Source organism: Halobacillus ihumii (assembly GCF_902726645.1).
Taxonomy (GTDB): domain Bacteria; phylum Bacillota; class Bacilli; order Bacillales; family Halobacillaceae; genus Halobacillus_A; species Halobacillus_A ihumii.
Map to the genome: position 1 here is coordinate 786,148 of NZ_CACVAO010000001.1, position 26,162 is coordinate 812,309.

A 26,162-nucleotide genomic window follows, 5' to 3' on the forward strand; every position below is an offset into this window, starting at 1 on the left:
CCTTTATTATGAAAAGTATATTAGTCGGGATAGATATGTCCCAGGCAGTCATAATCTGTCCCGCTCGGAGCAAAAAAATATCCTTTTCAATTTATATATTATCAGTGCAGGTGAAGCTGTGCAACTGAAAAACTCACTGTAACCGCTCTCTTAGCGAAAAAACATCGATTTCCCGGTAATCAATTCTTTCACCATTAATAAAAAGGACGGGAATTTCAAGAAAGTAACTACGCAGTAATTGCTCATCTTCCTCAATATCAACCTCAGTCATTTCAATTTGATAATCCATGGCGAGAACTTCAATCAGTTCTTTAACTTCATCACACAACTTACAATTACTTTTACCGTAGAGAGTTATTTTATTCATGTTGTCTTCCCTCCCTATTTGGAGCATACAGTTAATCTGTGACTTTGATAAAACTAATAAAGCCACGTTAAGAAACGTGGCTTACAAAATCATAATAACCATGGTCAATTTTAAATTTCTTCGCTTCTAAGAACTCAATCAATTCATCTTCACCAACCGTTCGTTCAAGGGAACGATACAGTGACTTTAAATTAAAGGACAGCTTTCTTCTATGCTGCATATCAAGAATATGGATTCTACGGTCTTCTGGAATCTTTTCAGTTGATATGATTTTGAAACGAATAATATTTGTCATAAAATCCCCTTTTCGCTTAACGAAAACCAACAATCGGATATCCACAAGAATAACACACACAAATTTCGAGTGAAACTTATAACACTCAGCCTGACTAGAAAATGAGCTACAAAAAACCACCTGCTAAAATAGGCGGCGTGGGTAAATTAAATATAAATAATGTAAGTAAAAGCGCGCCCGAGAGGATTCGAACCCCCGACTGACGTAGAACCGGAATCTACCGCTCTATCCAACTGAGCTACGGGCGCAAAATCAGAAAGACAAGGTATATTATACGATTAATCAGCAAGAAAATCAAGATCTATTTTGACTTGAGCGTCTTGGAATTCTAATCATAATCACAGGTTTATCCTGTTCAAATTAGGGAAATGATGGTACAGGGATGCTCTATTGTACCAGCATCTGCGATTTTTTCTATAACCGCGAATCTATAAGTCCTGTACCTCTCTCCAAACCAGCCAAGGACTAAAGAAATTAGTCAAAAAGGTACAATCTTTTCGTTTGACCTTTTCTGACCTTAAAGGTATGATAAAAACATATTCCATCATATATGCAATGATGAAAAGGAGGAAATTACAATGAATTTAATCCCAACAGTAATTGAACAAACTAACCGTGGAGAACGTGCCTATGACATTTATTCCCGTTTATTGAAAGATCGGATTATTATGCTAGGCAGTGCTATTGATGATAATGTTTCCAACTCTATCGTTGCTCAGCTATTATTCTTAGCTGCTGAAGACCCTGAGAAAGACATTTCACTTTATATCAACTCTCCGGGTGGATCCATTACCTCTGGAATGGCCATTTACGATACGATGCAGTTCATCAAGCCAAACGTTTCTACAATCTGCACAGGGATGGCCGCTTCTATGGGTGCTTTCCTTCTCAATGCCGGTGCAAAAGGAAAACGTTATGCACTGCCAAACAGTGAAGTGATGATCCACCAGCCACTCGGCGGAACACAGGGGCAAGCATCCGACATTGAAATTCACGCTAAACGCATCATCAAAATGCGTGAGAAATTAAACCAAATTCTATCAGAACGAACTGGTCAGCCGCTTGAAGTGATCGAGCGCGACACAGACCGTGATAATTTCATGTCAGCCCATGAAGCTGTCGAATATGGTCTAATCGATAAAGTGATGGAAAAGACAGGCGAATAAGAACAAAAGCCCGCTGTATGAACAGCGGGCTTTTGTTATGTACAACCATGGAACCACAAACCATTTATGATCATAAAATTTTGTTCATTTCTTCACATAAACACGTATTACTCTTTCACAAAGGACGTTAATTCAGCTATCGCTTTTTCTTCATCCGTTCCTTCAGCTATTAACAAAATTTCCTCATTATAGGCCACTGCCAAACTCATGAGCCCCATAATACTCTTTGCATTCACCCGCTTCTGATCTTTCTCAATAAAAATATCCGCTGAAAAGCGATTGGCTTGCTGCACGAATTGAGCAGCAGGCCTAGCTTGTAAACCTGTCTCTAATTCAACCTTTACGGCCTGTTCAATCATTTATTCATTCCCCTCTCTATTATGTCTTCATTATTTTCAGAAAGCGCATACAATTCGTTTAAATAAAGAACGCTTTCTACAGGAAAGCGCCCTCAATTGTAAATAATTATAGCATGAAATTTTTCAGATTACATTATTTTTGACTACTTTCCTTTACTTCACCCCGCCTAACTTTGTCCGCAAAATCATCGATCTTGCGCAGGCGATGGTTAATACCAGATTTACTTATCGGAGAACCTGATACTAACTCCCCAAGCTCTTTTAACGAAACTTCCTGATGCTGAAGCCGAAGTGAGGCGATTTCGTGAAGCTTATCAGGTAAAGCCTCTAATCCTACAGTTTGTTTAATGAACCTAATATTTTCTACCTGCCTGAACGCAGCTCCAATCGTCTTATTTAAGTTGGCCGTTTCGCAATTGACAAGCCGATTAACAGAGTTTCGCATATCTCTGACGATACGTACATCTTCGAATTTAAAAAGAGCCTGGTGCGCTCCGATATTACTAATCAGCTCGGTAATCTTCTCCGCCTCTTTTAAGTAAGTAATAAACCCTTTTTTTCTCTCCAGGGTCCGGGCATGTAACCCAAAGCTGTTCATTAGCTCACATAATGCCTCATTATGTGACTCGTCAGAAGAGTGGATCTCCAAATGGTAAGATGATGTTTCCGGATTATTTACAGATCCTCCCGCCAAAAAGGCTCCTCGCAAGTATGCTCGCTTGCATCCAGTAGTGGCCAAATACTTTTTTGGAATCTCCGGGTTGACCGAAAAAGGCCCGACTAAAATTTCTAAGTCTTTTAACAGTTTTTCGGCGTTTTCTTTCATTCTGACAATATAAACATTATTCTTTTTTAAACGCATTTTCTTTCTTACCAGAAGTTCTACAGGATATGGATACAGCTTTTTAATCAGCATATAAATGCGTCTCGCTATCGCAGCATTCTCTGTTTGGATATCTAATAAATAGGACTTATTAGATAAAGAGAATGTTCCATTCATTCGAACGAGGGCTGCCAATTCCGCTTCCACACTATTCTTCTCATCGGCTTCTACATTCGTTAGTTCCTTTTTAATCTCTGATGCAAACGACACTATGTTCACCCCCATTTTAAACAAGCTTCAAGCGGCATGACTTCTTTCTCCTATAACATCGAATGCAGCAAATGAGCTAATTTAGTCGTATCATGGCGAATGGCTGCCTGACTTTTATCAATAATATCTTCTTCAATAATATTTAGTCCCAGTGCCTTAATTCGATCCATGTCATAATGCACAGGTTCTGCATTTTCTTCTGCATAAACTTTCCTGATATTTGGCCCGATTGGCTTATTATGAACGACAACAGAATGAATGCACCCTTCTCCGACGTGATCATATATAGCCTGCACATGATCAGCTGCTGTATAACCTGATGTTTCCCCTTCCTGTGTCATCACATTACACACATACGTTACCTTCGCCTTCGTTTCTCTTAATGCCTGACCGATCTCTGGTATTATAATGTTCGGCAGAATGCTAGTGTATAGACTGCCCGGTGCAATTACAACCAAGTCTGCGTCTTTAATGGCATCCATCGCCTCAGGCAATGGCTGAATAGGAAGCGGGCTGACATATACGCGTTTAATTCGTTTATTGGCTTTTGGGATATTCGACTCCCCCGTTACAAGCGTCCCATCTTCCATCTCAGCATGTAGATTCATGGAGTGGTTAGCAATAGGATAGATATTCCCTTTCACATTCAGCACACGAGAAATTTCCTTAATTCCATGGTAAAAATCTCCTGTCATTGATGTCATCGCAGCGAGCAGCAAGTTTCCCATCGAATGTCCAGAAAGTCCATTCCCATTCACAAAACGGTGTTGAAATAAATCAAGAAGCATTGGTTCTGCATCTGACATTGCTGCTAGTACATTCCTAATATCACCGGGTGCCGGGATAGAAAGCTCATTTCTTAATCTTCCTGAACTCCCTCCGTCATCTGCAACGGTCACGATCGCGGAAAGGTCTATTGGAAAATATTTAAGCCCTCTCAATAATACAGGCATCCCAGTCCCTCCGCCAATGACTACTACCTTGGGTTTATTCAAACGATCCATGGATTACAAACCCTTTCTTTTATCAATATCCCGGTGCGTCACATGGGTCACAAAGTCACTGGAGAAGTAATTGGAAAGGTACTCAGCTATGGCAACAGAACGGTGTTGACCGCCTGTGCAGCCGATTGCTACTACCAACTGACTCTTTCCTTCTCTCTTATATTGCGGCAGCATAAACTGCAGCAAATCTTTTAGCTTTTCAAGAAATTTTTGAGTATCAGACCATTTAAATACATAAGAGGATACTTCTGAATTTAATCCTGTCAGCGGGCGCATATTTTCCACATAATGCGGGTTTGGTAAAAACCTGACATCGAACATAAGGTCCGCATCGATCGGCACCCCATACTTAAACCCGAAAGAAACCATCTGCACAGAAAACACTTGCTGTTTCTGTGCTTTGTATCGGTCGAGAATTCTATCTCTCAGCTCCTTCGGTTTAAGGCTGGATGTATTAATAATGGTTTGAGCCCGGCCCCGCAGTTCGTCCAGCATCTTACGCTCCTGACGAATGCCTTCGAGTGGAAGGCCGTCTTTAGCCAGCGGGTGAGATCGTCTTGTTTCCTTATATCTCGAAACAAGGGATTGATCTTCTGCATCTAGAAACAGAATATGACTATCCAGCCAATCTTCATTCCCTAAACGATCAAGGGCATCAAATAAAGAATCGAAAAACTCACGCCCTCTTAAATCCATCACAAGGGCAACATTTTTAATATCATTAGTTGAATCCTTCATTAAGTCCAAGAATTTAGGTAAAAGGGTCGGCGGCAGATTATCAACACAAAAAAAGCCTAAGTCTTCAAAGCTTTGGATAGCAACGGTCTTTCCTGCTCCAGACATTCCAGTTATGATTACAAGTTGAGTATTGTTTTCTTTTTCTGCCATAAGCCATCGCTCCTCATTACGTAGGTCGACACGGGTCCAGTTCCTGGTCGATCAATTGAAAATCAGTTGTATAGATGAATGTACCGTATACTTGTTCTTCACTCGATAAAATATGATTGAATATATAACGATCACCTTCAGCCATCGGTTTATCCAGCACTTCTTCTACAGCTACCCATTCGAGTTGGCCCTCTTCACTGACTTCTAATAGCTCTCCTTGATAGTCTGTTGTATAAAAGGTAAACATCATCCACTCCTGAACAGTTTGATCGTCCTCTTTCATGATAAATGTGAAAGAACCTTTAAGTTCAGGATCTTTGATACGTAAACCCGTTTCTTCGTGGAATTCACGGACTACGGAATCTTTAATATTTTCCCCAGCCTCCATTTTTCCGCCAGGGGCAACATACCAGCCACGCCTTGGTTTTTTTAACATTAATATATGATTATCTTTTCGTAAAATACAGTTTGCTACACGTTGCACGTCTTGTCACCTCATTTTATTCTCTAGAGGGCATTCTTATCTATTATACAATGAATACGTAATTGGCTACAATGTTATGCTTGCTTCATTAAGGCAAATTACTTACGTTTTTACTACAGGAGTAATAGGGACTGGCTGTAAATCACAGTTTTTTCCCGTTCACTTACAAACTTTATAAGTACCAATAATTTAATTTTCGCAAAAAAGCACAAAAAAATGCACAGGTGATAAACACCTGTGCCTAATAGAGATCTATTAAAAGGGGGTCAATTAATCACTTTTATTGTACCCCATTAATGTTTCATGCGTGTTACAGGAGAATTAAGCTGGAGTTACTTTTTATTTTACCGTTTTTAACTCCTCTAATAAATTCTCAATATAATTCTGTGCAGACTGAGCAGCAATACTGCCGTCGCCAGTTGCTGTCACAATTTGACGTAATTCTTTCTCACGAATATCTCCTGCCGCGAAAACACCCGGCACTTTTGATTCCATTTTTTCGTCAGTTTCAATATAGCCCTGTTCATTCGTAACCCCAAGACTCTCAAATGGTTTACTGAGTGGGATCAGACCGATATAAATAAACACACCGTTTGTATCGAACTCGTATTCTTCGTTAGTTTTATTATTATACAACGTGACGCTTCCGACTTTGCCGTCTTCATCATTGATTTCTTTCACTACAGTATCCCAAATGAACTCAATCTTATCATTATCAAACGCACGATCTTGTAAAATCTTCTGTGCGCGCAGTTCATCACGGCGGTGAACAATCGTTACTTTATTAGCAAAGCGGGTGAGATAGACCCCTTCTTCTACAGCAGAGTCTCCTCCGCCCACAACAACAAGTTCTTTCTCTTTAAAGAAGGCACCGTCACAAACGGCACAATAGGAAACACCACGGCCGCCCAGCTCTTTTTCACCCTCGACGCCTAATGCTTTGTATTGTGCACCTGTTGTTATGATGAGGGCACGGGTTTTATACTCTTTATTTCCGGCAACAACCGTCTTGTACTCTTTCCCCTCAATTACTTCTTTAATGTCCCCATAGGCATACTCTGCACCAAACTTTTTAGCATGATCAAACATTTTATTGGAAAGGTCTGGCCCCAGAATATGATCAAACCCAGGGTAATTCTCTACATCTTCGGTATTTGCCATTTGACCACCTGGAATACCGCGCTCAATCATTAACGTATCAAGATTAGCCCTTGAAGTATATACGGCTGCCGTCATCCCTGCCGGACCGGCGCCTGCTATAATGACATCATAAATTCTTTCTTCGGTCATGGATCATCAACTCCTTGTCAACACAATCTTAATCCTGTAAACATCATAATAAATCTTACTAAGAGCGTCCATTAATGTGCTTATCCTCGAATCCATGGCCCGCCTTCTTCACTCAACTTGGGAAACTGTTTACAACCTTTTTCCCAAAGCTGCAAAGCACGCGATGGATTACCAGTGTGATAGCAAGAAATACTAAACCATTTATAATAGCTTCTTCTTCTCACTACTTGTTTATTCCTCAATGCACGAAAACGGTCCACTGCTTCATTATAGTATCCAGCTCGCGCTAACGTTTCAGCAATCGCCAATTTTTGTTGTTCGTGCATAGGATACACGTTTCTTAATGGTTCGATTAAGGAAATCGCGCGTTCCTCTTGTTGTTCGGCTAAGTAAAAACACGCTAGATTGACGAGGCTGTGTATATTTTTATGATCTTTCTTAAGCCATGCGTTCTCCAATTCAATCGCTTCGGCATGTTCGCCGATCTGAAATAAGGCATACGCATACTTATGCTTGGCAAGACTAAATTCAGGGAACAGTTCCATCATTTCTTGTAAAACAGGCAAAGCTTGGTCCCATTCTTCATGCTCTAAATGATAAAAAGCCGTTTCCTGATAGATAAGCAGTTCATCTTCATCATCAAAAGCAAAGTCTTCTTCAATTTCTTCCTCTTCTAAAGAATTAAGCATACCCAGCAGTTGTTTGGCTGCTTCTTCAAAATCCCCATCATCCGTATAATCTAAATATTTTTCGGCGTACTTTTGTGCGTCATTTAATAGGCCCAAATGGGCATAATTGTTAGCCATCAAGTAGTAACAGTCCGGATATTGTTCCCCATATTGGACAATTACTTCACTTAATAGCTGATTCGCAGCATGATAAGAGCCAACCTCGGTGTATACGACAGAGAGCTGACAAGAATAAAGCGGTTCATCCGGACTGATCTCTATGGCTTTCTTCAGCCATTTAACAGCCGCATTGAACCGCCGTTTTTTAAAGGCATGGATTCCATGAGAGAAATAAAAATTCCCTGTTGGTAAAAAAGGGATGATATTTGTCTTTTCATTCGTTGCCGCAGGATTCGGTGATGTCGTCATGACGGTCCCCCTATTTTCCGTGTCCATTCTCACTAATTATGCAGTATAACATAGAAGCGGGAAATGAAATAGAAGAAATTTGTATTTTTTTGTAGTTGAGTCAATTTCATAATGGCCTTACAAAAATAAAGACTTTGGATGGGGAGAAGGTGGTCGAGGAAATAACTCGCTTTTCATGAGGTTAGAGCAAAAGTAAGATAATAACAATTGGTGCATATAAACCGCTGCGAAAATATACTTCGCTTTCCGCGGACGGCTGTTGAGCCTTCTTGTGCTGGCGCACTGCGAGGTCTCACCTAGGCCTTTCCTCCCGCAGGAGTCTCCGTATATTTTCTCCGCTAAAACAGCACATCGTTCGTCTGTTTACTTAAGAAGTCTAGTTTGTCCCATTCTCGTTCGACGTTGGCACATGCCCTCGTGCGTAGTGGGGTAGTTCGGCCTTGAAACAGGACGTTTCGACTTTATCTGAACTTCCTCTATCCCTAAAATTCCTTGAAGCCCAAAATTAACCGAACAACCTTTAACTCGCCAACCTTTCCGTAGAAGTTCCGCAGTTACTATCCTCCATTTCGTTAATGCGAGCATCGGAGCCATCTAATAAAAATTGGAGTTGTAAAAAAGGACAGGGGATAGTTGCTTCAACGTATAAACTCACCCATTAATAGTCATAGAGTGTTTCTACAGTGACAAGACCGTTCCTTCCCCCTTTTATAGAAAGGTGGAAAAGGAAATAGCGAGACTCCTGTGGGATTATAGTACAGGGTGAGGCCCCGCAGGCGAAGCCGAGGAGACTCACCGGTTAAAGGATGTTCGGTTAAGTTCGGCACGTCGTGTGCCAACACCGAACGACCCCACGTCCTGTGGGGCCACGGAAAGCGAGTTATTTCCACGACCACCTTCTCCTCAACTAGATGATGGAACGTCTAAATTAATAACAATCATTTCAAATTTTCTGCTTGACTAGACTTCTCTTTCACTTACCAATCCCCTTGCTGTGCAAAGGCTGAGAATGGAGTTAAATTAAACATTTTTTGAAGGGCATTATAAACAAAAAATGGCCGCTGCCGCACTAGACAGAGACCACTTCTTTTATCCTTTATGGCGTTTTTCTAATACAGCCAGCACCTGATCGAAGCTGACCCCTCGGTCTGTTAATAACATTAACAAATGAAATAATAAATCTGCTGACTCGAGTGAAAGTTCTTCGGGATCATCGTTTTTCGCGGCGATGATCACTTCACCTGCTTCCTCACCAATTTTTTTAGCGATACGGTCTACACCTTGCTGGAAAAGCTGGGAGGTATAAGAATTCTCAGGTAAAGTCGTCTTTCTCTCTGCCAGGACTTTTCTTAATTCGTCTACGATAGCATAGGGCTGATCCCCTGCACGTACATCTTGGCTCAGTAAAGATTCTGTGAAGCAGCTATAATCACCCTTATGGCAGGCTGGGCCAGACGGAATGACCTGGACTAACAAAGCATCCTGATCACAGTCAAATCGTATTTCCATGACTTTCTGCGTATGACCTGATGTCGCACCCTTATGCCAAAGCTCTTCTCGAGAACGACTGTAGAAAACCGTTTCTTCTTTTTCTAAGGTAAGTTCAATTGATTCTTTATTCATGTAAGCAAGTGTCAGCACCTCTTTTGATCGAGCATCTTGCACGATCGCAGGCACTAACCCTTTTTCATTGAATTGAATGTCTTGCAAATTCATCGAACAACGACTCCTCTCTCTGCCAAGTATCTCTTCACGTTTCCTATTGAGGTTTCTTTGTAATGAAAAATAGAAGCAGCCAGCGCTGCATCGGCATTTACTTTGTTGAACACTTCGTAAAAATGCTGCGCCGAACCAGCACCTCCTGAGGCAATGACCGGAACTTGTATGACTTCCTGAACTGCTTCTAGTAAAGGTAAATCAAAGCCTGATTTTTCACCGTCTTGATTCATAGAGGTTAACAAAATCTCTCCCGCTCCCAGGCGAACAGCTTCCTCGGCCCACTCTGTGACCAGCCACTCAGTCGGGGTTCGGCCTCCATGAGTGTACACGCGCCACGTATCCACTGAGCTATCAAAACGAGCGTCAATGGCTACAACGATACATTGGCTGCCAAAGTAGTCGGCCCCTTCCCGTATCAACTCTGGACGCTTCACTGCAGCTGAGTTTAAGGAAACTTTATCAGCACCGTTGCGTAACGTTTCCTTAATGTCTTGTAACGTACGAATCCCACCGCCAACTGTAAAAGGGATGGCTAGTTCTGAAGCCACTTCCCTTACGACGTCTATCATCGTTTTTTTTCCTTCATGACTAGCAGAAATGTCGAGAAAAACAAGCTCATCTGCACCTTGCTCATCATATACTTTTGCTAATTCAACAGGATCGCCGGCGTCACGAATATCCACGAATTGAACACCTTTAACAACTCGTCCTTCTTTCACGTCTAGGCAGGGAATAATCCGTTTAGATAACATTAGCGCACCTCCACTCGAAGTGCTTCTGACAGCTGGAAACGATTCGTATACAACGCTTTCCCTACTATAGAGCCAATGACGTGCTGATTTTGATATTCCTTGAGTTCATTCAAGTCTTCAAGTCCTTGAATTCCACCCGATGCGATCACGTTCACTTCTGTTTCAGACGCTAAGCGAACAATTTCTTTCGTATTTGGGCCCTTAAGCATTCCATCCTTTGCAATATCGGTATAAATAAAGGTTTCTGCCCCAGCCTCTGCCAGTTCTTTCCCTAAATCAACCGCCTTCACTTCAGAACGCTCAAGCCAGCCGTCTGTTGCTATAAACCCTTCTTTTGCATCTAAACCGATTACGATTTTTTCATTATACTTCTGTAATAGCTGTTTCGTTAATGGAAGATCACGAATAGCTAGCGAGCCGATTATGACACGGTCAACTCCTTTATCAAGGTAAAAGGCCGCGTCCTGTTCAGATCGAATGCCACCCCCAACTTGTACGTTACAATCAAGTTCCTGAGCCACTCTTAATACATGTTCGGCATTTTGCTTTGACCCTGCTTTTGCCCCGTCCAAATCGACCATATGGATCCAGGACGCTCCAATGTCGGCAAACTCCTTTGCCACTTCAAAGGGATTATCTCCATAAACAGTTTGTTTGTTAAAATCGCCTTGTTCTAAGCGGACACACTTTCCATCACGCATATCTATTGCAGGAAAAATTGTAAAACTCATCACACATGCTCCTTACTCATTTGCTTGCAGAAGTTTTCTAATAATTGCATCCCGGCCCGACCACTCTTTTCCGGATGAAACTGACTAGCTACGAGAGGCCCCCTCCCTACAATAGCCGGCACATCCATGTGATAATCAGCCGTAGCATACAAAAGAGACGAATCTTCTGTTTGAACAACATAGGAATGAACGAAATAAACAAACTCTTCTTCAACTTCTAATAAAATGGGGTGTTCCGGTTGATGAACCTTTAACTGATTCCAGCCCATGTGTGGAACTTTAAAAGGAATTCCTTGATGATCTCGCCCGGTGAATCGCTTAATTTTCCCGGGAAATAAACCTAGTCCGGCCGTAGTCCCGCCTTCATCGCTTTCTTCAAATAAAAGCTGCATCCCCAAGCAAATACCATATAGAGGTACACCTTCATCCACTTTTCTTCGAATAAAGTCAATGAACTGATGTTCATGTAAGGCCTTCATGGCATCAGGAAAGGCCCCTACCCCAGGCAATATATAACCATGACAGTTCTCAAGTTTGCTGGGGCGATCACCGATCATATAAGGAACACCAAGTCTTTCTAATGCCTTAGAAACGCTGAATAAGTTTCCCATTCCGTAATCAATGATTCCAATCATTTATAAACTTCCTTTCGTACTCGGCACTCCTTGAATACGGGGGTCGATCTGGGTGGCTTCATCTAGTGCTCTGGCTAACGCCTTGAACATGGCCTCGATAATATGATGGGTATTATGGCCGTGATGAAGTACGATATGCAGATTCATCCGTGCTTCAACAGCAAGCTTCCAAAAGAATTCATGCACATTTTCTGTGTCAAATGTCCCCACACGGTTTTTAGGTAATTCTGCTTTCCATTCAAGATGCGGACGGTCGCTTAGATCAACCGCAACCGTAACAAGAGTTTCATCCATAGGAAGTGTCATAGAACCGTATCGTTTAATTCCTTTTTTATCGCCCAGAGCCTGTTTTAAAGCTTGCCCAAGGCAAATGCCAAGATCCTCCGTTAAATGGTGGTCGTCCACTTCTACATCACCTTTACCCGTGGCGTTTAAATCAAATAACCCGTGCTTTGTGAACAACTCCAGCATATGTGCCATAAAAGGGACCTGTACCTGGAGGTCAGATTGGCCTTCACCATCTATATTTAAATCAATCTGTATATCTGTTTCTCGAGTGGTTCTCATAATTGATGCTGTTCGAGTCATTTCCATCGCTCCTTGCGTGTTTCAATCGCTCTAGCATGAGCTTCTAATCCTTCTAACCTGGCAAATTGGGCAATCTTTTCTGCATGTTGCTGTAATGCTTGTTCACTATATGAAATTACACTCGACTTTTTAACAAAATCATCTACTGTGAGCGGACTTGAGAACCGTGCTGTGCCGTTCGTCGGAAGCACGTGGTTCGGTCCTGCGTAATAATCACCGACGGGCTCACTGCTATAAGGTCCCAGAAAAATAGCTCCCGCATGCTTCACCTTTGCCATGTCTTGAAAAGGATCCACCGTCACGATTTCTAAGTGTTCCGCAGCGATTTCGTTTACGGTATCCAACGCCTCCGCTTTTGTGTCACAAACAATAATGGCACCATAGTCCTCAACACTTGATTTGGCGATCTGATACCTTGGCAAAGAACGAAGCTGTGCATAAACTTCGGTGCGCACTTCTTCTGCCAAAGTCTCATCTGTTGTAACAAGAATACTGGAAGACCTTGCATCGTGTTCAGCTTGCGACAGCAAATCAGCTGCTAATTCAGCAGCTTTTGCAGTATGATCCGCCAAGATCGCAATTTCACTTGGTCCTGCGATCATGTCGATATCCACATCTCCGAATACTTCTCGTTTAGCTAAGGCTACATATACATTCCCAGGACCGGTAATTTTGTCTACGGGAGCTAGTGTTTCTGTACCGTAAGCTAAAGCTGCAATGGCCTGCGCTCCTCCTGCTTTATAAACCTGGTCAATTCCTAGCATATGGGCTGCTGCGAGTACTCCAGCTGGAATACTCCCCTCCTTGTCTGGCGGGGTTACCATCACGACCCGGTCAACTCCAGCTACCTGAGCAGGGATTACGTTCATCAGGACCGAAGAAGGGTAAGCAGCCGTTCCACCAGGCACGTAAATTCCCGCTGCATCGATGGACGTCACTTTTTGTCCAAGAATTGTCCCATTATCCTTCGCATCAAACCAAGAAACAGTTTGTTGCTTTTCATGAAAGTTCCTAATGTTCGCTGCCGCTTCTTCTAAGATCGTTCTATAATCCTGATCCATTGATGTATAGGCTTCAGACAATTCTGTCTTCGTGACACGCCAGTTCTCAATGTCCGCCCCATCAAATTGTTTCGTATAGGTTTGAACAGCTTGATCTCCGTTCTGCTTCACCTGTTGGATAATGTCCTGAACCGCTTGTCTCTGCTCCTCTGTGCCCTGATCGACACTTCGTCTCAGGGAGGATACGTCAGACCTTCTCATCATTCTCATGAACGTTCCACCTCCACGACGGCACTTAACTCCCGCACCATTTCATCAATTTCACTGCTTTTCACCCTGTAACTCACTGGGTTCACGATTAGTCTGGAAGTAATATCAGCAATCTTTTCATATTGTATTAATCCATTCTCCTTTAATGTGCGCCCTGAAGAAACGATATCCACGATCCGGTCAGCCAGACCAATAAGCGGGGCAAGCTCAATGGACCCATTCAGTGGAATAATCTCAATCTGCTCTCCCTGTTCCCTGAAGTAGTCAGACGCCACTTTTGGATACTTTGTTGCAATTTTAGGTGCAATCCGTCCAAGCGGCTGATCAGGAAGGCCAGCGACAGCTACATAACAGGGACTGATTTGTAAATCCAGAACTTCATATACATCACGATCCTGCTCTAACAGAACATCCTTACCTGCTATGCCGATATCCGCAGCTCCATATTCGACGTATGTCACCACATCCATCGGTTTCGCCATCATAATTTTAATGTTTTGTTCTGGAAACTCTAGAATCAGCTTTCTGGAATCTTCAGCATCTGAGGACACATGATAGCCTGCCTGCCTCATTAGCTCTGCTGCTTCCTCATAAATTCTTCCTTTTGGCATGGCGATCGTTAAGGCGTTATTCATTAAGACCGCCTCCTTTTTCAGTAAAATCTACACTTTCATGGAGCTGCTCTTTGAATTTTTCTAAATCCGGAATCTGATCAACATGCTGCAAGAGCACATATAACCCTTCCCGTCGTAGTGCACGGGCTTTTTGTAAACCTTCCGCATGTGTATCATCATCGACGATCACTCCCACTCTACTGTCATCCTCTTGTTCTTGGACTTCCAGCGCTTCAAGCAGTCTTTCTAAGTGTATGGCAAAGCCTGTGGCCGAAGCGTTGAGTTGAAAGGATGGCAGCAAGGTATCATAGCGCCCTCCATTACAAAGCAATGCTCCTAGCTTGGGGGCATAACCTTCGAACAATATCCCTGTATAATAGTTCATATGACTGATTAAATTAAGATCCACATGGACGTACTGGTCAACACCATACTGCTTCAAAATTTTATACAGCTGCTTTAATTCATTTACGGCCTGCATGCACGATTGATTTCGAGCCAATGCTTTACTGGCTGTAAACACTTCCTCACCGCCGCGCATTTTCAAAATGGAAAGCAAAGCCTGCTTTGTTTCTTCCGGAAGCTGGCTCATCTTAACGTCTTCGCGAAAACCTACATAGTTTTTTCGATATAAATGTTGAAGGAGAAGGTCTGTTACTTCGGACTCTTCCCCAAGCAAATCCCGGAAGAAAGACTTTACAAAACCAATATGTCCAATTGTAATAACAAATTCATCTAAGCCCGACTGTTTCAATGAATCCACTAATAGAGCAATTACTTCTGCATCCCCATAAGAGGAATGATCACCGATCAACTCCGTACCCACTTGTTCAAACTGGGCCGGTTTGCCTCCTTCCGTTTGTTGAGCTCGAAAGACTGGCCCTTCGTAAGCAAGCCTTAACGGAAACTCGGTATCTTTAAGCTGTGAGGCCGCTACTCGAGCAATTGGTGCCGTCATATCCGGGCGCAGAACGAGCGTATGACCCTGCTGGTCCAATAATTTAAACAATTGCTGCTCAGGTGTTGCACTCATTTTGCCCACCGTTTCATGATACTCAAGCAGCGGAGTATCCATCAGCGAATAGCCATAAGAAAGAATTGCGGAAGTAAGCTTTTCCCTGGCCTTCGTTTTTTGATTATAAAAAAAAGGAAGCGTGTCGCGCATTCCTAGTGGTTTTTCAAACATAAGCCTTTTAGCCATTGAAGTACCAACCTTTCTCAAAACGAAAAATCCTTTAGTATGCTAATATGCTAACAAAATAAAGACAAACCGTCAAAGCATTTATTATTTCTTTCCCTTCCCTCACAAACTGCAAACCAAAGCTTGCATCCCTATCTCTGGTCCCCAACAAATTCATAAAAGAAAAAAGCACCGAAAATCAATCCAGTGCTTCTAACCATTCATACTAGTTTGTAACAAAAACAAGAAAGCTACTAACGAATGAGGGATCTTATCGCGAATTTCCCAATCAATCAAATAACCAGGCATCTTGTCAAAGCGATCTGCCGCTTCAATAGGGACGGCCCCCCTCTTTGCAGTAGCCCACACCTTTCCCTCTTCGTCCGAGATCGTATAGTGACCGATGCGCGTATCACCTTCAGCCTTCCAGTGGACATTCGCCTTTTCAATGTAATAAAACGTGCTTTTACTTGATTTCTTATTGCGCTTTAATTCCGTATAAGCCACATAGTTCCCGTTGGGATGCTGAACATACCCTCTCCAATGTGTCCCGCCTTTTTTGTCAATTTTATAAGAAGTTTCCCCCTGTTCTCCGATCATTTGATAAGAGGCGGGAGTCAGCCACCCGCCAGCGTAGATAGATGCTAACGTTCCCATTAGCCGATTACCAAACGGATCTTGCTTAATCTCACTGTAAACAGCTCCGTCCATATCGTATAACTTAGCATGAAAAATAGAGGAAGCCTTATGACCAACGTACATCCGCTTAGGAAACCTGTTAAATGTCTGAAGAGATAAATCCTCAACAAATTGAAGTGACTGCTTTGCTTTCAAAGAATCTTTCCAGCCGCCTTTGAGAAGAGCCCCGCCTATTGCCGTAAAGAAAATAGCATAGAATATCCCTAAGGCAGCACTCCCGCCATTCGTAAAGAAAATTGAAGTAACAAAAAATACCATTACAATTAGAAATACACTGCCTGTTAGCAGCTGTCTTTTAGCATCTCTTCGAATCAAGCTTTGTACATCAGTCATGAAAGCCCCTCCATAAAAAACCAACTATAATTAGTAAAATTATACATCAGAAAAGACGATCACTCAATACAAGAGAGATCGCCTTCTCATTTCGACTATCCTATTTCCACCGGCTGGACAGCTTCTTCTAACAATTGGTTTAATTCATCCGTGTACGTTTGCTTTTGTTTAGCCGTCCATTCTAACTCACTTGCCATGTAGTCGATGACCGCATGTTGATGCTGTTTCACCCACTTTATATCAAAGAAGAGTGCCCCTGTCCTTCTGATAAAGAAGTCAACAGGTTTGTAAATCATTTCATACTCTAACGCTACTACAAGCTGAGCGAAAGCAACCGGGTCGATTTGCGCATGTTCAGCATCAGCTTTTCTTTCCTTATACAAATGAAATACGGTATCGACATTAGCTCCGTATAAGCTCACAAGCTTATTAGCAGCTTCCTTCGACAACCCCATGGATTCACCAATCTTAATTCGCTCTTCCTTAAATTGCTTAAACCCTTTAGAGCCGTTAACTTCTCCGCCTGACAGCGGCAAATGAATGGATTCAGAATCGGAGTAGCGGATCCCGTATTCTTCCATTAATTTGTCACGAACTAAATCGACGGCGGATTGAGCCATCTTGCGATAACCCGTCAATTTGCCGCCTGCCATTGAAATCAAACCAGAATCGGACACAAAGATCTCATCTTTACGGGAAATTTCCGATGGGTCTTTGCCTTCCTCATGAATCAACGGTCTTACCCCAACCCAGCTGGACTCTACATCATCTGCTGTGACTCCAACGGTTGGGAACATGTAGTGAATGGCCTCCAAAATATAATCTCGATCTGCCGTCGTCAGTTTAGGATGGGAAATCTCCCCATCATATTCTGTATCCGTTGTCCCTACATATGTTTTTCCATCCCGCGGAATCGCGAAGATCATTCGGCCATCAGGTGTGTCAAAATAAACCGCCTGTTTCAATGGAAATGTGCTCTGGTCAAATACAAGGTGAGCCCCTTTCGTGAGCTGCAGCGTTTTTCCTTTTTTAGATCCATCCAGCCCTCGTAATTCATCAACCCACGGACCGCCAGCATTGACGATTTTTTTAGCCTCGACTTGATAAGTCTCTCCGCTGATCGTATCTTCCACAATTACTCCTTCAACTGAACCCGCATCGCTGTACAAGAAATCGATTACTTTTGTATAATTGGTCGACAAAGCTCCATACTCTACCGCTTTCTTCATGACCTCAAGTGTTAACCGGGCATCATCTGTTTTGTATTCCACATAGAAGCCAGCTCCTTTTAACCTATCGCGTTTCACAAGCGGTTCCCGTTCAATCGTTTCCTCGGGGGTCAGCATCGTTCTCCGTTCACTTTTCTTAACACCCGCTAAATAATCATATACTCTCAATCCGATATTCGTAGTAAACGGGCCAAAGTTGCCTCCTTCGTGAAATGGCAGCATCATCCACTCTGGTGTGGTCACGTGGGGGCCATTTTCATAAACAATCTCACGTTCTTTCCCTACTTCAGCTACCATCTTCACCTCAAATTGTTTTAAGTAACGAAGCCCTCCGTGTACTAGCTTAGTCGAGCGGCTGGAGGTACCAGCTGCGAAATCCTGCATCTCCACAACTGCCGTTTTCATTCCGCGGCTGGCTGCATCTAATGCAATTCCGGCCCCGGTTATCCCCCCGCCGATTACAAGCAGATCCCATTGCTCACGATTGAGCTGTTCAAATTGATTCTTTCGATGATAATTGGTGAATTTATCCATACAATCGATCTCTCCTTCTACCCATTTCATTGCTAATGAGGCCGTCTGTTACGTTTATTCCCTGATTAAGACTAAAATATGTGTAGGAATAGCGTACGTTATGAATAACTTTACTCGATTTCACAAAAAAAAGAGACCACGAACATCTTTATAACTATTGTTATAAATTGCCGTGGTCTCTCCGTATCTCCGACCTCATCTATTAACTTACTTATCATCATAACAGATTTTCTGCGTTTGTAAAAGTAGAACGATATTATTTAAATACACGCGCTGCCTCTACAGCTTTCTTCCAGCCTTTGTAAAGATCTCGGCTTTCCTCTTCATTCATTTGCGGTTCGAAATCTTTTTCCATAGACCATTGCTTTGAAATTTCCTCTCGATCTTCCCAGAAATCTACAGCAAGACCTGCTAAATAAGCAGCTCCAAGCGCCGTTGTCTCATTGATCTTCGGACGTTCCACAGGTACGTGTAAAAGATCACTTTGAAACTGCATGAGTAAATCATTTTTAACAGCACCGCCATCAACACGAAGTTTCTTCAAATCAATGTTAGAATCTTCGACCATTGCACCGACAACATCTTTTGTTTGATATGCGAGGGATTCAAGTGTAGCTCGCACAAAGTGGGACTTTTTCGTTCCACGGGTTAAGCCAAAAACAGCTCCACGCGCCTCACTATCCCAGTAAGGCGTGCCTAATCCAACAAAAGCCGGAACAACATATACCCCGTCCGTGGAGTTTACTTCTCCAGCAATGCTTTCGCTCTGTTTGGAGGATTCAATCAACTGCAAACCATCACGAAGCCATTGAATGGCAGATCCTGAGACGAATATGCTCCCCTCGAGAGCATATTCTACTTTTCCATCCAGTCCCCATGCCAGTGTTGTCAACAGCCCATTATTCGAGCGAACGGCTTCATCTCCCGTATTCATCAGCATAAATCCGCCTGTACCATATGTGTTTTTGGCCATTCCTTTCTCAAAACACGCCTGGCCAAATAAAGCAGCCTGCTGATCGCCTGCGATCCCGGCAATAGGAATGTTATTTCCGAAGAAATGATAATCAACCGTATGAGCATACACTTCCGAAGATGGCTTGACATCTGGAAGCATGCTCTTCGGCACACCTAAAATGTTAAGCAGCTCCTCATCCCATTTTAGCTCATAAATGTTGTACATTAACGTTCTAGATGCATTCGAATAATCAGTAACGTGTTCCTTTTTCCCAGATAACTTATAAACAAGCCACGTATCTATGGTACCGAACATAAGATCACCATTTTCAGCTTTTTCCCTTGCGCCCTCAACATTGTCCAGTATCCATTTCACTTTTGTACCTGAAAAATAAGGATCTAACAACAATCCGGTCTTATTGCGGAATGTATCATTATATCCTTGTTCACGCAATTCATTACATATGTCCTGTGTCTGCCTCGATTGCCATACAATCGCTTTATGAATTGGTTTGCCTGTGTGTCGATCCCAAATGACCGTCGTTTCCCGCTGATTTGTAATACCGATTCCGGCAATTTGTTCCGCCTCGACATCGGCTTTCGTCAGAACATCTGCCATACAGGCTAGCACAGAGGTCCATATTTCATTAGCATCATGCTCGACCCAGCCCGGCTTCGGAAAATATTGTTCAAATTCCTTTTGTGCGGTTTCAACCACTTCCCCGTCGTGGTTAAATAGCATAGCACGTGAACTGGTGGTTCCTTGGTCAATCGACAAAATGTACTTTTCCATCATGATTCTCTCCTTTTCTTACAACCCAACCCTCAAAGCTCCCAAAGATCTTTGCGGGAAGTGGTGACTGCTGATACACCCGAACGGATGGCCTCTTCGACTTCATCTCCAGTACGAATTAATCCTCCGGCGATGATCGGCACACCTAACCGATCTTTTATTTCCTGTATCATCCCCGGCAGTATTCCAGGCAAAACTTCTACAAAATCCGGCTGAGCTTTCTTAATGATTTTAACATTATGATCAATGGCTTGACTGTCGATCAGAAACAGTCTTTGAACGGTTATTAGTTCATATTTTTTCGCCCGCTGAATGACAGAGGTACGTGTGGAAATCACGCCATCCGGACGTACTTCCCTGCCAAGAAACTCCATCCCATATTCATCCGCTTTTAAACCTTGAATGAGATCAACATGAATCAAGATCCTTTTGCCCGCCTTCTGCCCTGCCTTGACTAGTTTCTTTAGCAACCCGAGACGTGTGTCGAGCAGGATAATGTACTCTGTGTCAGACTTCAGCAGGTATTCAAAATCTTTCATGTGCTTAATTGCAGGTAAAACACGCTGGTTAATCATCAATGATTATCCACCTCAGTCTCAATGGGGTGGTTACGCTCATCCATTTCTTGCTTCGTATAAATTACCTTCATTGGATTTCCTCCTACAAATGAACCAGCAGGCACATCTTTATGAACAAGGGTGCCTGCTGATACAATCGCTCCATTACCAATCTGAACACCAGGAAGAATGGTTGAATTCGCTCCAATCATTACTTCGTCCCCAATAGCTATATTACCTAAGCGATACTCCTTTATTAAATACTCATGAGCCAGGATTGTCGTGTTATAGCCAATTACGGTATTTCGGCCAACTGATATTTTTTCCGGGAACATTACGTCCAGCATTACCATGAGGGCGAACGCCGTTTCATCTCCAACTTTCATACGCAAAAAGGTACGGTACATCCAATTCTTCACTTGTAAAAACGGCATATATCTGGCCAATTGAATGACGATAAAATTTTTAACCACCTTAAAGAAAGGCACCGTCTTGTAAATGTGCCACAAAGAATTGCCCTCATTTACCGGGTAACGCTGTGTTTTACGCATGACTTATCCTCCCGTTATCTTCAGTAAGTCCCTCATATTGGTGAACATATAATCGGGTTCTAACGCATCAAGCACCTCTCTGCCTTTTACTGTCCAGGCTACACCGGCTGTTGCTGTTCCTGCATGCTGACCTGCTTCAATATCATGAGTGTTATCCCCCACCATAAGTGCCTCTGATGCTTGTGAGCCGAGTGCTTTTAAAGCCTTTTCAATTGGCTCTGGATGCGGCTTGGCATGTGTCACGTCATCAAGTGTTATGACCACATCAAACATGTGATCAAGACCTGTTAGTGCGAGGCCCATCTCAACGGTCTGGCGCATCTTAGTCGTTACGATTCCAAGACGAAATCCCTGTTCTTTTAAAGTCTGAATTGTCTCCACCACGCCATCATACGCCGTTACATAATCGTCATGATGGCTCAAATTATGGGCACGATATGCATCAATCAATTCATCAACGCGTTCAGCATCAATCTGCTGCATACTATCTTTTAAAGGCGGTCCGATAAATTCGATGATTTCCTCCCTGCTGAATGGACGTTTGCCATATCGTTCAATAGTATGAATAAACGACGCAATAATCAGTTCATTTGTATCAATTAGTGTTCCATCTAAATCAAAAAGTATTGTACGTATGCTCATTAGTCGTTTCCTTTCTTTCTCGTTGTAACTTATTCCAGACAAATCCGACAGCAGCAGTAAGCACAATCGCTGTCAACAACCGAATAAGTAATAATGGCCAGATCGGAATCCCAAGCGGAATGAAGACGAGAGTATCCTCGACAACGGCATGGCAGGACACTAAAAATAATACTGCCAAATACATGTCTTTTTTAGAAACGCCATCTTCTTCTACAGCCTGAATCATCAGCCCCGCACCATATGCGAGGCCAATCGTAAGACCAGCCACAAGCGTCATCGATGTATTACGTTCCATTCCAAGAAAGCGGGTCGCCGGAGCCACCCAGCCAGAAAATCTGGTCAGCCAGCCGCTCTCCCGTAAATACTGCATCACAATCATTAACGGAATAACAATAAAGGCCAACTGAACAATTCCGATCAGTGCTGTTTGCACACCATGTATTATAATCTCTGTCCACCCTTCAGGAACAGCCTGCTGCTCAGGAGCGAACCCATAAACAGCCTGTTCTTGTCCACCTTTCCAAAACAAATTAATCAGAAAAGCAGATACGAAGGCAAGACTAAGCCTGACACCTACTACAAACCACCAACTGACTCCAACCTTTTTCGCAACCGTAGATTCAATCAAAAGGTTATGTGAAAAAGACAGCATGACGGCTAGTATAAATACCTCTTTCACAGTAAAATCAAAGGTTATAATCGCAGCAATTCCAGCATACAAGTTCAGGAAATTTCCGAGCACAAGTGGAACTGCCGCCTCCCCGGAGAGACCAATCCACCCCATAATTGGCTCAAGCTTATTCATTGCCCATGGAAGGACTGGAGTGAATTGAAGAATCGTCACTATCAGAGTGACGGGGAAAATAACTTTTCCTAATGTCCATGTCAGTTGAAGACCTTTAGTTAGACCACGCTTTAAGATGCCGTACATGCCTATGTCTCTCCTCTATTTTACTTTCTTTCCATTATAATATTTATCCGCTAAACCGGTCTTTCGACGATAAACCATAACCACGATGGCTAAAGCGATAAGGACAACAGAAATAAGCTGGGCTGTACGAATCTCCCCAAACAAGTACAAGCTATCCGTACGCATGCCTTCAATAAAGAAGCGTCCGAAAGAATACCAGATTACATAACTTAGGAACACTTCACCACGACGAGGATTAAATTTGTATCTTAAGATTAACAGGACTATAAATCCTCCAATGTTCCACAATGACTCATATAAAAAGGTAGGATGATATAATGTTCCACCGATACACATCTGCTGATTTATAAACTCTGGTAAGTATTGCATAAAGTTGTTATAAAAGCTTTCCGTAACAGGACCACCATGAGCCTCCTGGTTCATAAAGTTGCCCCACCTGCCGATAGCCTGTCCTAAAATAATGCTGGGGGCGGCAATGTCCGTCATCATCCAAAAAGACACGCCCTTTAGCTTAGTATAAATATAAGCGGTCAATACAGCACCTATTAAAGCCCCGTGAATTGCAATTCCGCCTTCCCATATCGCAAACACGTCCCACCACGGACCGCCTGCGTAACGGTCCCATTCAAACACAACATAATAAATACGTGCACATACGATCGCAGCGGGTATCGCATAGACCACAATATCTACCATATAATCTTTATTTACACCTAATCGTTCTGATTCTTTAGTTGCCAGCCATAGGCCAAGAAATGCGCCAGCTGCAATAATGACACCATACCAATAGATTGACAGGGGTCCTAACTGTAAAAAGACACGATCTAATGCTTCGGGTGTACAAGCCACAAGGTCACTCTCCCTTACTCATTATTCGATTGATCATCATCAATTACTTTTGTTAAACGCTCTGAAAATTCTTCCGCAGCGTTCACACCCATTCGTTTCAAACGGAAGTTCATCGCGGCCACTTCAATAATGACAGCTAAGTTTCGTCCTGGACGAACCGGAATGGTCGCTTTAGGAATTTCAACATCCATAATTTTCATTGTCTCTTCTTCAAGACCAAGGCGATCATACTGTTTGTTTTTATCCCATATTTCAAGGTTGATTACAAGGGTAATACGCTTGAAACTCCTAACTGCACCTGCCCCGAACAAGGTCATAACATTAATAATACCCAGCCCGCGAATCTCAAGCAAGTGTTCAATTAGCGGGGGGCTGTTTCCAATTAAACGGTCATAATCCTCTTGTCTAATCTCTACACTATCATCAGCTACGAGGCGATGCCCGCGCTTCACGAGTTCCAAAGCCGTTTCACTTTTACCGACTCCGCTTTGTCCAGTAATCAGTACTCCGATCCCATAGATATCAACCAACACCCCGTGAATCGCTGTGAAAGGTGCAAATTTTGTTTCCAAAAAATTAGTCAGCCGACTGATTACTCTTGTCGTTTTGTAAGGGGAGCGCATCAGTGGAACAGCGCCTTCCTTAGCCGCCACTGACAACTCTTCAGGAATATCCATGCCTCTCGTAATGACAATTCCCGGCGTAACATCCGTACACAATTGCTCGGCTCGATCGCGACGCTGCTCATGTGTAAGGTCATTAAAATAAGAAAGCTCCGTTTTTCCTAATAGTTGTAACCTTCTTTTCGGGTAATATTTAAAGTATCCCGTCATTTCGATCCCAGGGCGGGAAATATCACTCATATGTATTTCACGGTGAACACCGTCTTCTCCTGCCACAATCTCCAAGTTAAACTGCTCAAGTAAATGCTCCGTTCTAACCTTGTTCATACCTTTACCTCCTGTGGATTAAATCATGCAGTCACTTCTCCTATTGTAGCACGTTTTTCAAGCTTAGAGAAAAAAGAGACCGGTCCGCTATTGAAAGCGAACCGGCCTCTCTTTTTGCCGTTATTCTTTAATAAAGCTGTTCAACACAAGGTTAATCAGGGAAATCAAGATCGCGGCCACGATCGTCATTCCGAAACTGGCGATTTCGAATGTACTTCCCAAAAAAGCATCGGTCATAGCTAACGTGATCGCATTAACTATAAATAGAAATAACCCAAGGGTTACGACTGTAATCGGTAAGGTTAACACCACTAGAATAGGGCGCACAATGGCGTTCAAAATCGATAGTATGAAGGCGGCAAGCAATGCCCCGCCAAATCCATCGATCGTTACCGAAGCAAACAAGGCGCCGACGATAATGATGGCAGCCGCATTCACCAAAATGTGTAATATCCAGCTTTTCATCCTCTATCCCTCACTTCTAGCAGCAGGATTTACAAACGAGGATTCTTAATCGTTACAGATCCCGTTTTTGTTTCTGCTTCTAAATGATACGCATCCTCATACTCTTCATGTGCTTCAAATTGAAGCTCTTTATTCATGACTTCCTTTTTATTATTCAAAATCTTGTAATTGTCGAGTTCACAATTCAAACTTCCTACAGAAGATTTCAATTTGCCGTCAATGCGTTTATGAGGCGGCAGTGTCAGTGTAATGCTTCCTCTTACAGTTTTGAAAAAACCGGTATGGGCATGACCGCCGCTGTTCGTCACATGAATCGCCCCTGAAATCGTAGTCGCGTCATTTTTTCCGAACTGGCCATTAAGTGTCATACTCCCATGGATGGTTTCTGTTTCGCACGTTTCAAACTTACTGTCAGTCACGGTAATAGAACCATTACCTGTTGAAAGTTTACTCGCTTCCCCTTGAGCACCTTTTAATTGGATAGATCCATTTGAGGTTTTTAAATGAAAATGAGTCGCATTAATCGAGGTAGACGTCACCGATCCGTTTGATATTTTAACTTTAATAAACTCATATTCATTTTCTGGTACATAAAGTTTTATAGAAGCTTTCACTTTTTTAGATGGGCTCGATATCCGCAGAAGGTCCTGGCCAACTTCAAACTGATTGTCTGTCTGAAATCTGGATCTAGCTTCCTCTTCACTTTCAACTTGATACACCTTCACTTGATATTCAGCACGAACACGGTCTTCTTGCCACGGTAGAATGTCAATCGATCCGTTCGCAATAGATGCATCAATATCGTGAAAAGAAGTCGCATCCGTTTCAAATTCATGCTTAAATTCAACAGACTCTCCAAACGATAAGTCAAAGTCGGTGTTTTTTATTTTATCAACAGCTTCACCGATAAAATCCTTGAAGCCATATTTCTTTTTTGAGGACTTCGTATTTGAATCCTTTTCTTCAATAGCAGTCAGCAGCTTTGCTCCTTCTTCTGCAGAAATGGTTCCTTTTTCAATCATCGTAAGAATTCTCATGCGTTCTTCATTCATGATCTAATCGCTCCTTTTCTTTAAGCCTTCCCTATTTAGGAAAGTTGAAAACTAAAAAAGCACCTTAAAGACAATACTGTCATCTAAGGT

Annotated in this window: 29 protein-coding genes and 1 tRNA gene; 1 reads left to right on the forward strand and 29 read right to left on the reverse strand. The window is 42.6% G+C overall.

What is annotated here, in order from left to right; genetic code table 11:
* Positions 1–133: 133 nt before the first annotated feature.
* From G6R08_RS04180 to G6R08_RS04190, 3 genes are all read right to left on the reverse strand, one after another.
* Positions 134–367 carry a glutaredoxin family protein gene (locus tag G6R08_RS04180; protein ID WP_163526818.1) on the reverse strand — a complete coding sequence of 78 codons (234 nt, stop codon included), beginning with the start codon at positions 365–367 and terminating at the stop codon, positions 134–136.
* A gap of 67 nt (positions 368–434) precedes the next feature.
* Entirely contained in the window at positions 435–662 is a 228-nt protein-coding gene (locus tag G6R08_RS04185) for a hypothetical protein (protein WP_163526819.1), read from the reverse strand.
* A 172-nt stretch (positions 663–834) separates the two neighbouring features.
* Positions 835–910: transfer RNA gene (locus tag G6R08_RS04190), tRNA-Arg, on the reverse strand.
* Between the two features lie 324 nt (positions 911–1,234).
* Here G6R08_RS04190 and clpP point away from each other — a divergent pair.
* Complete coding sequence (gene clpP, locus G6R08_RS04195) at positions 1,235–1,828, forward strand: ATP-dependent Clp endopeptidase proteolytic subunit ClpP (RefSeq protein WP_275897946.1); 594 nt, start codon at positions 1,235–1,237, stop codon at positions 1,826–1,828.
* A gap of 107 nt (positions 1,829–1,935) precedes the next feature.
* Here clpP and G6R08_RS04200 read toward each other — a convergent pair whose 3' ends face one another.
* The 26 genes from G6R08_RS04200 to G6R08_RS04325 form a co-directional block, all read right to left on the reverse strand.
* Positions 1,936–2,187, reverse strand: coding sequence for an HPr family phosphocarrier protein (locus G6R08_RS04200; RefSeq protein ID WP_163526820.1), 252 nt, complete (start codon positions 2,185–2,187; stop codon positions 1,936–1,938).
* A 133-nt stretch (positions 2,188–2,320) separates the two neighbouring features.
* Complete coding sequence (gene whiA / locus G6R08_RS04205) at positions 2,321–3,280, reverse strand: DNA-binding protein WhiA (RefSeq protein WP_163526821.1); 960 nt, start codon at positions 3,278–3,280, stop codon at positions 2,321–2,323.
* A gap of 50 nt (positions 3,281–3,330) precedes the next feature.
* Positions 3,331–4,284: a gluconeogenesis factor YvcK family protein gene (locus G6R08_RS04210; RefSeq protein WP_163526822.1), complete on the reverse strand. Its 954-nt coding sequence runs from the start codon at positions 4,282–4,284 to the stop codon at positions 3,331–3,333.
* A 3-nt stretch (positions 4,285–4,287) separates the two neighbouring features.
* Positions 4,288–5,172, reverse strand: coding sequence for an RNase adapter RapZ (rapZ, locus tag G6R08_RS04215; RefSeq protein WP_163526823.1), 885 nt, complete (start codon positions 5,170–5,172; stop codon positions 4,288–4,290).
* A gap of 16 nt (positions 5,173–5,188) precedes the next feature.
* Positions 5,189–5,656: an 8-oxo-dGTP diphosphatase gene (locus G6R08_RS04220; protein ID WP_163526824.1), complete on the reverse strand. Its 468-nt coding sequence runs from the start codon at positions 5,654–5,656 to the stop codon at positions 5,189–5,191.
* Between the two features lie 339 nt (positions 5,657–5,995).
* The gene (trxB, locus tag G6R08_RS04225; protein WP_163526825.1) at positions 5,996–6,946 is read right to left on the reverse strand and encodes a thioredoxin-disulfide reductase; all 951 of its coding nucleotides are present in this window, start codon (positions 6,944–6,946) and stop codon (positions 5,996–5,998) included.
* Positions 6,947–7,026: 80 nt separating this feature from the next.
* On the reverse strand, positions 7,027–8,043 hold the full coding sequence (locus G6R08_RS04230) for a tetratricopeptide repeat protein (protein WP_163526826.1): 1,017 nt from the start codon (positions 8,041–8,043) through the stop codon (positions 7,027–7,029).
* A gap of 1,089 nt (positions 8,044–9,132) precedes the next feature.
* Entirely contained in the window at positions 9,133–9,759 is a 627-nt protein-coding gene (gene hisIE / locus G6R08_RS04235) for a bifunctional phosphoribosyl-AMP cyclohydrolase/phosphoribosyl-ATP diphosphatase HisIE (protein ID WP_163526827.1), read from the reverse strand.
* Positions 9,756–10,514, reverse strand: a complete 759-nt coding sequence (hisF, locus tag G6R08_RS04240; RefSeq protein ID WP_163526828.1) for an imidazole glycerol phosphate synthase subunit HisF — start codon at positions 10,512–10,514, stop codon at positions 9,756–9,758. The genes hisIE and hisF overlap by 4 nt, the downstream gene beginning before the upstream one ends.
* Positions 10,514–11,245, reverse strand: coding sequence for a 1-(5-phosphoribosyl)-5-[(5-phosphoribosylamino)methylideneamino]imidazole-4-carboxamide isomerase (gene hisA / locus G6R08_RS04245; RefSeq protein ID WP_163526829.1), 732 nt, complete (start codon positions 11,243–11,245; stop codon positions 10,514–10,516). The genes hisF and hisA overlap by 1 nt, the downstream gene beginning before the upstream one ends.
* On the reverse strand, positions 11,245–11,880 hold the full coding sequence (gene hisH / locus G6R08_RS04250; RefSeq protein WP_163526830.1) for an imidazole glycerol phosphate synthase subunit HisH: 636 nt from the start codon (positions 11,878–11,880) through the stop codon (positions 11,245–11,247). The genes hisA and hisH overlap by 1 nt, the downstream gene beginning before the upstream one ends.
* A complete protein-coding gene (gene hisB, locus G6R08_RS04255; RefSeq protein WP_163526831.1) occupies positions 11,881–12,468 on the reverse strand; it encodes an imidazoleglycerol-phosphate dehydratase HisB in 588 nt (195 codons plus the stop codon). It abuts the gene before it with no gap.
* Positions 12,465–13,739, reverse strand: coding sequence for a histidinol dehydrogenase (hisD, locus tag G6R08_RS04260; RefSeq protein ID WP_163526832.1), 1,275 nt, complete (start codon positions 13,737–13,739; stop codon positions 12,465–12,467). The genes hisB and hisD overlap by 4 nt, the downstream gene beginning before the upstream one ends.
* Positions 13,736–14,374 (reverse strand): ATP phosphoribosyltransferase, encoded by a 639-nt coding sequence (gene hisG / locus G6R08_RS04265; RefSeq protein ID WP_163526833.1) that lies wholly within the window; start codon positions 14,372–14,374, stop codon positions 13,736–13,738. The genes hisD and hisG overlap by 4 nt, the downstream gene beginning before the upstream one ends.
* Positions 14,367–15,554, reverse strand: coding sequence for an ATP phosphoribosyltransferase regulatory subunit (locus G6R08_RS04270; RefSeq protein ID WP_163526834.1), 1,188 nt, complete (start codon positions 15,552–15,554; stop codon positions 14,367–14,369). The genes hisG and G6R08_RS04270 overlap by 8 nt, the downstream gene beginning before the upstream one ends.
* Before the next feature lie 192 nt (positions 15,555–15,746).
* Positions 15,747–16,565: a hypothetical protein gene (locus G6R08_RS04275; protein WP_163526835.1), complete on the reverse strand. Its 819-nt coding sequence runs from the start codon at positions 16,563–16,565 to the stop codon at positions 15,747–15,749.
* 95 nt (positions 16,566–16,660) lie between these two features.
* Complete coding sequence (locus tag G6R08_RS04280) at positions 16,661–18,328, reverse strand: glycerol-3-phosphate dehydrogenase/oxidase (RefSeq protein ID WP_163526836.1); 1,668 nt, start codon at positions 18,326–18,328, stop codon at positions 16,661–16,663.
* Positions 18,329–18,584: 256 nt separating this feature from the next.
* Positions 18,585–20,078 (reverse strand): glycerol kinase GlpK, encoded by a 1,494-nt coding sequence (glpK, locus tag G6R08_RS04285; protein WP_163526837.1) that lies wholly within the window; start codon positions 20,076–20,078, stop codon positions 18,585–18,587.
* A 29-nt stretch (positions 20,079–20,107) separates the two neighbouring features.
* Positions 20,108–20,650, reverse strand: a complete 543-nt coding sequence (locus tag G6R08_RS04290; protein WP_163531102.1) for a glycerol-3-phosphate responsive antiterminator — start codon at positions 20,648–20,650, stop codon at positions 20,108–20,110.
* Complete coding sequence (locus G6R08_RS04295) at positions 20,650–21,183, reverse strand: acyltransferase (protein ID WP_163526838.1); 534 nt, start codon at positions 21,181–21,183, stop codon at positions 20,650–20,652. The genes G6R08_RS04290 and G6R08_RS04295 overlap by 1 nt, the downstream gene beginning before the upstream one ends.
* Positions 21,184–21,186: 3 nt before the next feature.
* Positions 21,187–21,825, reverse strand: coding sequence for a pyrophosphatase PpaX (gene ppaX, locus G6R08_RS04300; protein WP_163526839.1), 639 nt, complete (start codon positions 21,823–21,825; stop codon positions 21,187–21,189).
* Positions 21,800–22,756 carry a nucleoside recognition domain-containing protein gene (locus G6R08_RS04305; protein ID WP_163526840.1) on the reverse strand — a complete coding sequence of 319 codons (957 nt, stop codon included), beginning with the start codon at positions 22,754–22,756 and terminating at the stop codon, positions 21,800–21,802. The genes ppaX and G6R08_RS04305 overlap by 26 nt, the downstream gene beginning before the upstream one ends.
* 15 nt (positions 22,757–22,771) lie before the next feature.
* Positions 22,772–23,605 (reverse strand): prolipoprotein diacylglyceryl transferase, encoded by an 834-nt coding sequence (gene lgt / locus G6R08_RS04310; protein ID WP_163526841.1) that lies wholly within the window; start codon positions 23,603–23,605, stop codon positions 22,772–22,774.
* A 14-nt stretch (positions 23,606–23,619) separates the two neighbouring features.
* Positions 23,620–24,555 (reverse strand): HPr(Ser) kinase/phosphatase, encoded by a 936-nt coding sequence (gene hprK / locus G6R08_RS04315; protein WP_163526842.1) that lies wholly within the window; start codon positions 24,553–24,555, stop codon positions 23,620–23,622.
* A gap of 120 nt (positions 24,556–24,675) precedes the next feature.
* Positions 24,676–25,020, reverse strand: a complete 345-nt coding sequence (locus G6R08_RS04320; protein WP_163526843.1) for a phage holin family protein — start codon at positions 25,018–25,020, stop codon at positions 24,676–24,678.
* Positions 25,021–25,049: 29 nt separating this feature from the next.
* The gene (locus G6R08_RS04325; protein WP_163526844.1) at positions 25,050–26,072 is read right to left on the reverse strand and encodes a DUF4097 family beta strand repeat-containing protein; all 1,023 of its coding nucleotides are present in this window, start codon (positions 26,070–26,072) and stop codon (positions 25,050–25,052) included.
* Between the last annotated feature and the right edge of the window lie 90 nt (positions 26,073–26,162).

Coding starts and splice junctions, on each gene's coding strand:
- rapZ (WP_163526823.1), bottom strand. CDS start 5,172: ATGGCAGAAAAAGAAAACAATACTCAACTTGTAATCATAACTGGAATG.
- hisB (WP_163526831.1), bottom strand. CDS start 12,468: ATGACTCGAACAGCATCAATTATGAGAACCACTCGAGAAACAGATATA.
- trxB (WP_163526825.1), bottom strand. CDS start 6,946: ATGACCGAAGAAAGAATTTATGATGTCATTATAGCAGGCGCCGGTCCG.
- G6R08_RS04230 (WP_163526826.1), bottom strand. CDS start 8,043: ATGACGACATCACCGAATCCTGCGGCAACGAATGAAAAGACAAATATC.
- ppaX (WP_163526839.1), bottom strand. CDS start 21,825: ATGAGCATACGTACAATACTTTTTGATTTAGATGGAACACTAATTGAT.
- G6R08_RS04275 (WP_163526835.1), bottom strand. CDS start 16,565: ATGACTGATGTACAAAGCTTGATTCGAAGAGATGCTAAAAGACAGCTG.
- G6R08_RS04320 (WP_163526843.1), bottom strand. CDS start 25,020: ATGAAAAGCTGGATATTACACATTTTGGTGAATGCGGCTGCCATCATT.
- hisA (WP_163526829.1), bottom strand. CDS start 11,245: ATGAGTTTTACAATTTTTCCTGCAATAGATATGCGTGATGGAAAGTGT.
- hisG (WP_163526833.1), bottom strand. CDS start 14,374: ATGAATAACGCCTTAACGATCGCCATGCCAAAAGGAAGAATTTATGAG.
- G6R08_RS04325 (WP_163526844.1), bottom strand. CDS start 26,072: ATGAATGAAGAACGCATGAGAATTCTTACGATGATTGAAAAAGGAACC.
- G6R08_RS04200 (WP_163526820.1), bottom strand. CDS start 2,187: ATGATTGAACAGGCCGTAAAGGTTGAATTAGAGACAGGTTTACAAGCT.
- G6R08_RS04210 (WP_163526822.1), bottom strand. CDS start 4,284: ATGGATCGTTTGAATAAACCCAAGGTAGTAGTCATTGGCGGAGGGACT.
- G6R08_RS04180 (WP_163526818.1), bottom strand. CDS start 367: ATGAATAAAATAACTCTCTACGGTAAAAGTAATTGTAAGTTGTGTGAT.
- hisIE (WP_163526827.1), bottom strand. CDS start 9,759: ATGAATTTGCAAGACATTCAATTCAATGAAAAAGGGTTAGTGCCTGCG.
- G6R08_RS04305 (WP_163526840.1), bottom strand. CDS start 22,756: ATGTACGGCATCTTAAAGCGTGGTCTAACTAAAGGTCTTCAACTGACA.
- G6R08_RS04290 (WP_163531102.1), bottom strand. CDS start 20,650: ATGATTAACCAGCGTGTTTTACCTGCAATTAAGCACATGAAAGATTTT.
- G6R08_RS04295 (WP_163526838.1), bottom strand. CDS start 21,183: ATGCGTAAAACACAGCGTTACCCGGTAAATGAGGGCAATTCTTTGTGG.
- glpK (WP_163526837.1), bottom strand. CDS start 20,078: ATGATGGAAAAGTACATTTTGTCGATTGACCAAGGAACCACCAGTTCA.
- hisH (WP_163526830.1), bottom strand. CDS start 11,880: ATGATTGGAATCATTGATTACGGAATGGGAAACTTATTCAGCGTTTCT.
- hisF (WP_163526828.1), bottom strand. CDS start 10,514: ATGTTATCTAAACGGATTATTCCCTGCCTAGACGTGAAAGAAGGACGA.
- hprK (WP_163526842.1), bottom strand. CDS start 24,555: ATGAACAAGGTTAGAACGGAGCATTTACTTGAGCAGTTTAACTTGGAG.
- G6R08_RS04280 (WP_163526836.1), bottom strand. CDS start 18,328: ATGGATAAATTCACCAATTATCATCGAAAGAATCAATTTGAACAGCTC.
- G6R08_RS04270 (WP_163526834.1), bottom strand. CDS start 15,554: ATGGCTAAAAGGCTTATGTTTGAAAAACCACTAGGAATGCGCGACACG.
- hisD (WP_163526832.1), bottom strand. CDS start 13,739: ATGAGAATGATGAGAAGGTCTGACGTATCCTCCCTGAGACGAAGTGTC.
- G6R08_RS04185 (WP_163526819.1), bottom strand. CDS start 662: ATGACAAATATTATTCGTTTCAAAATCATATCAACTGAAAAGATTCCA.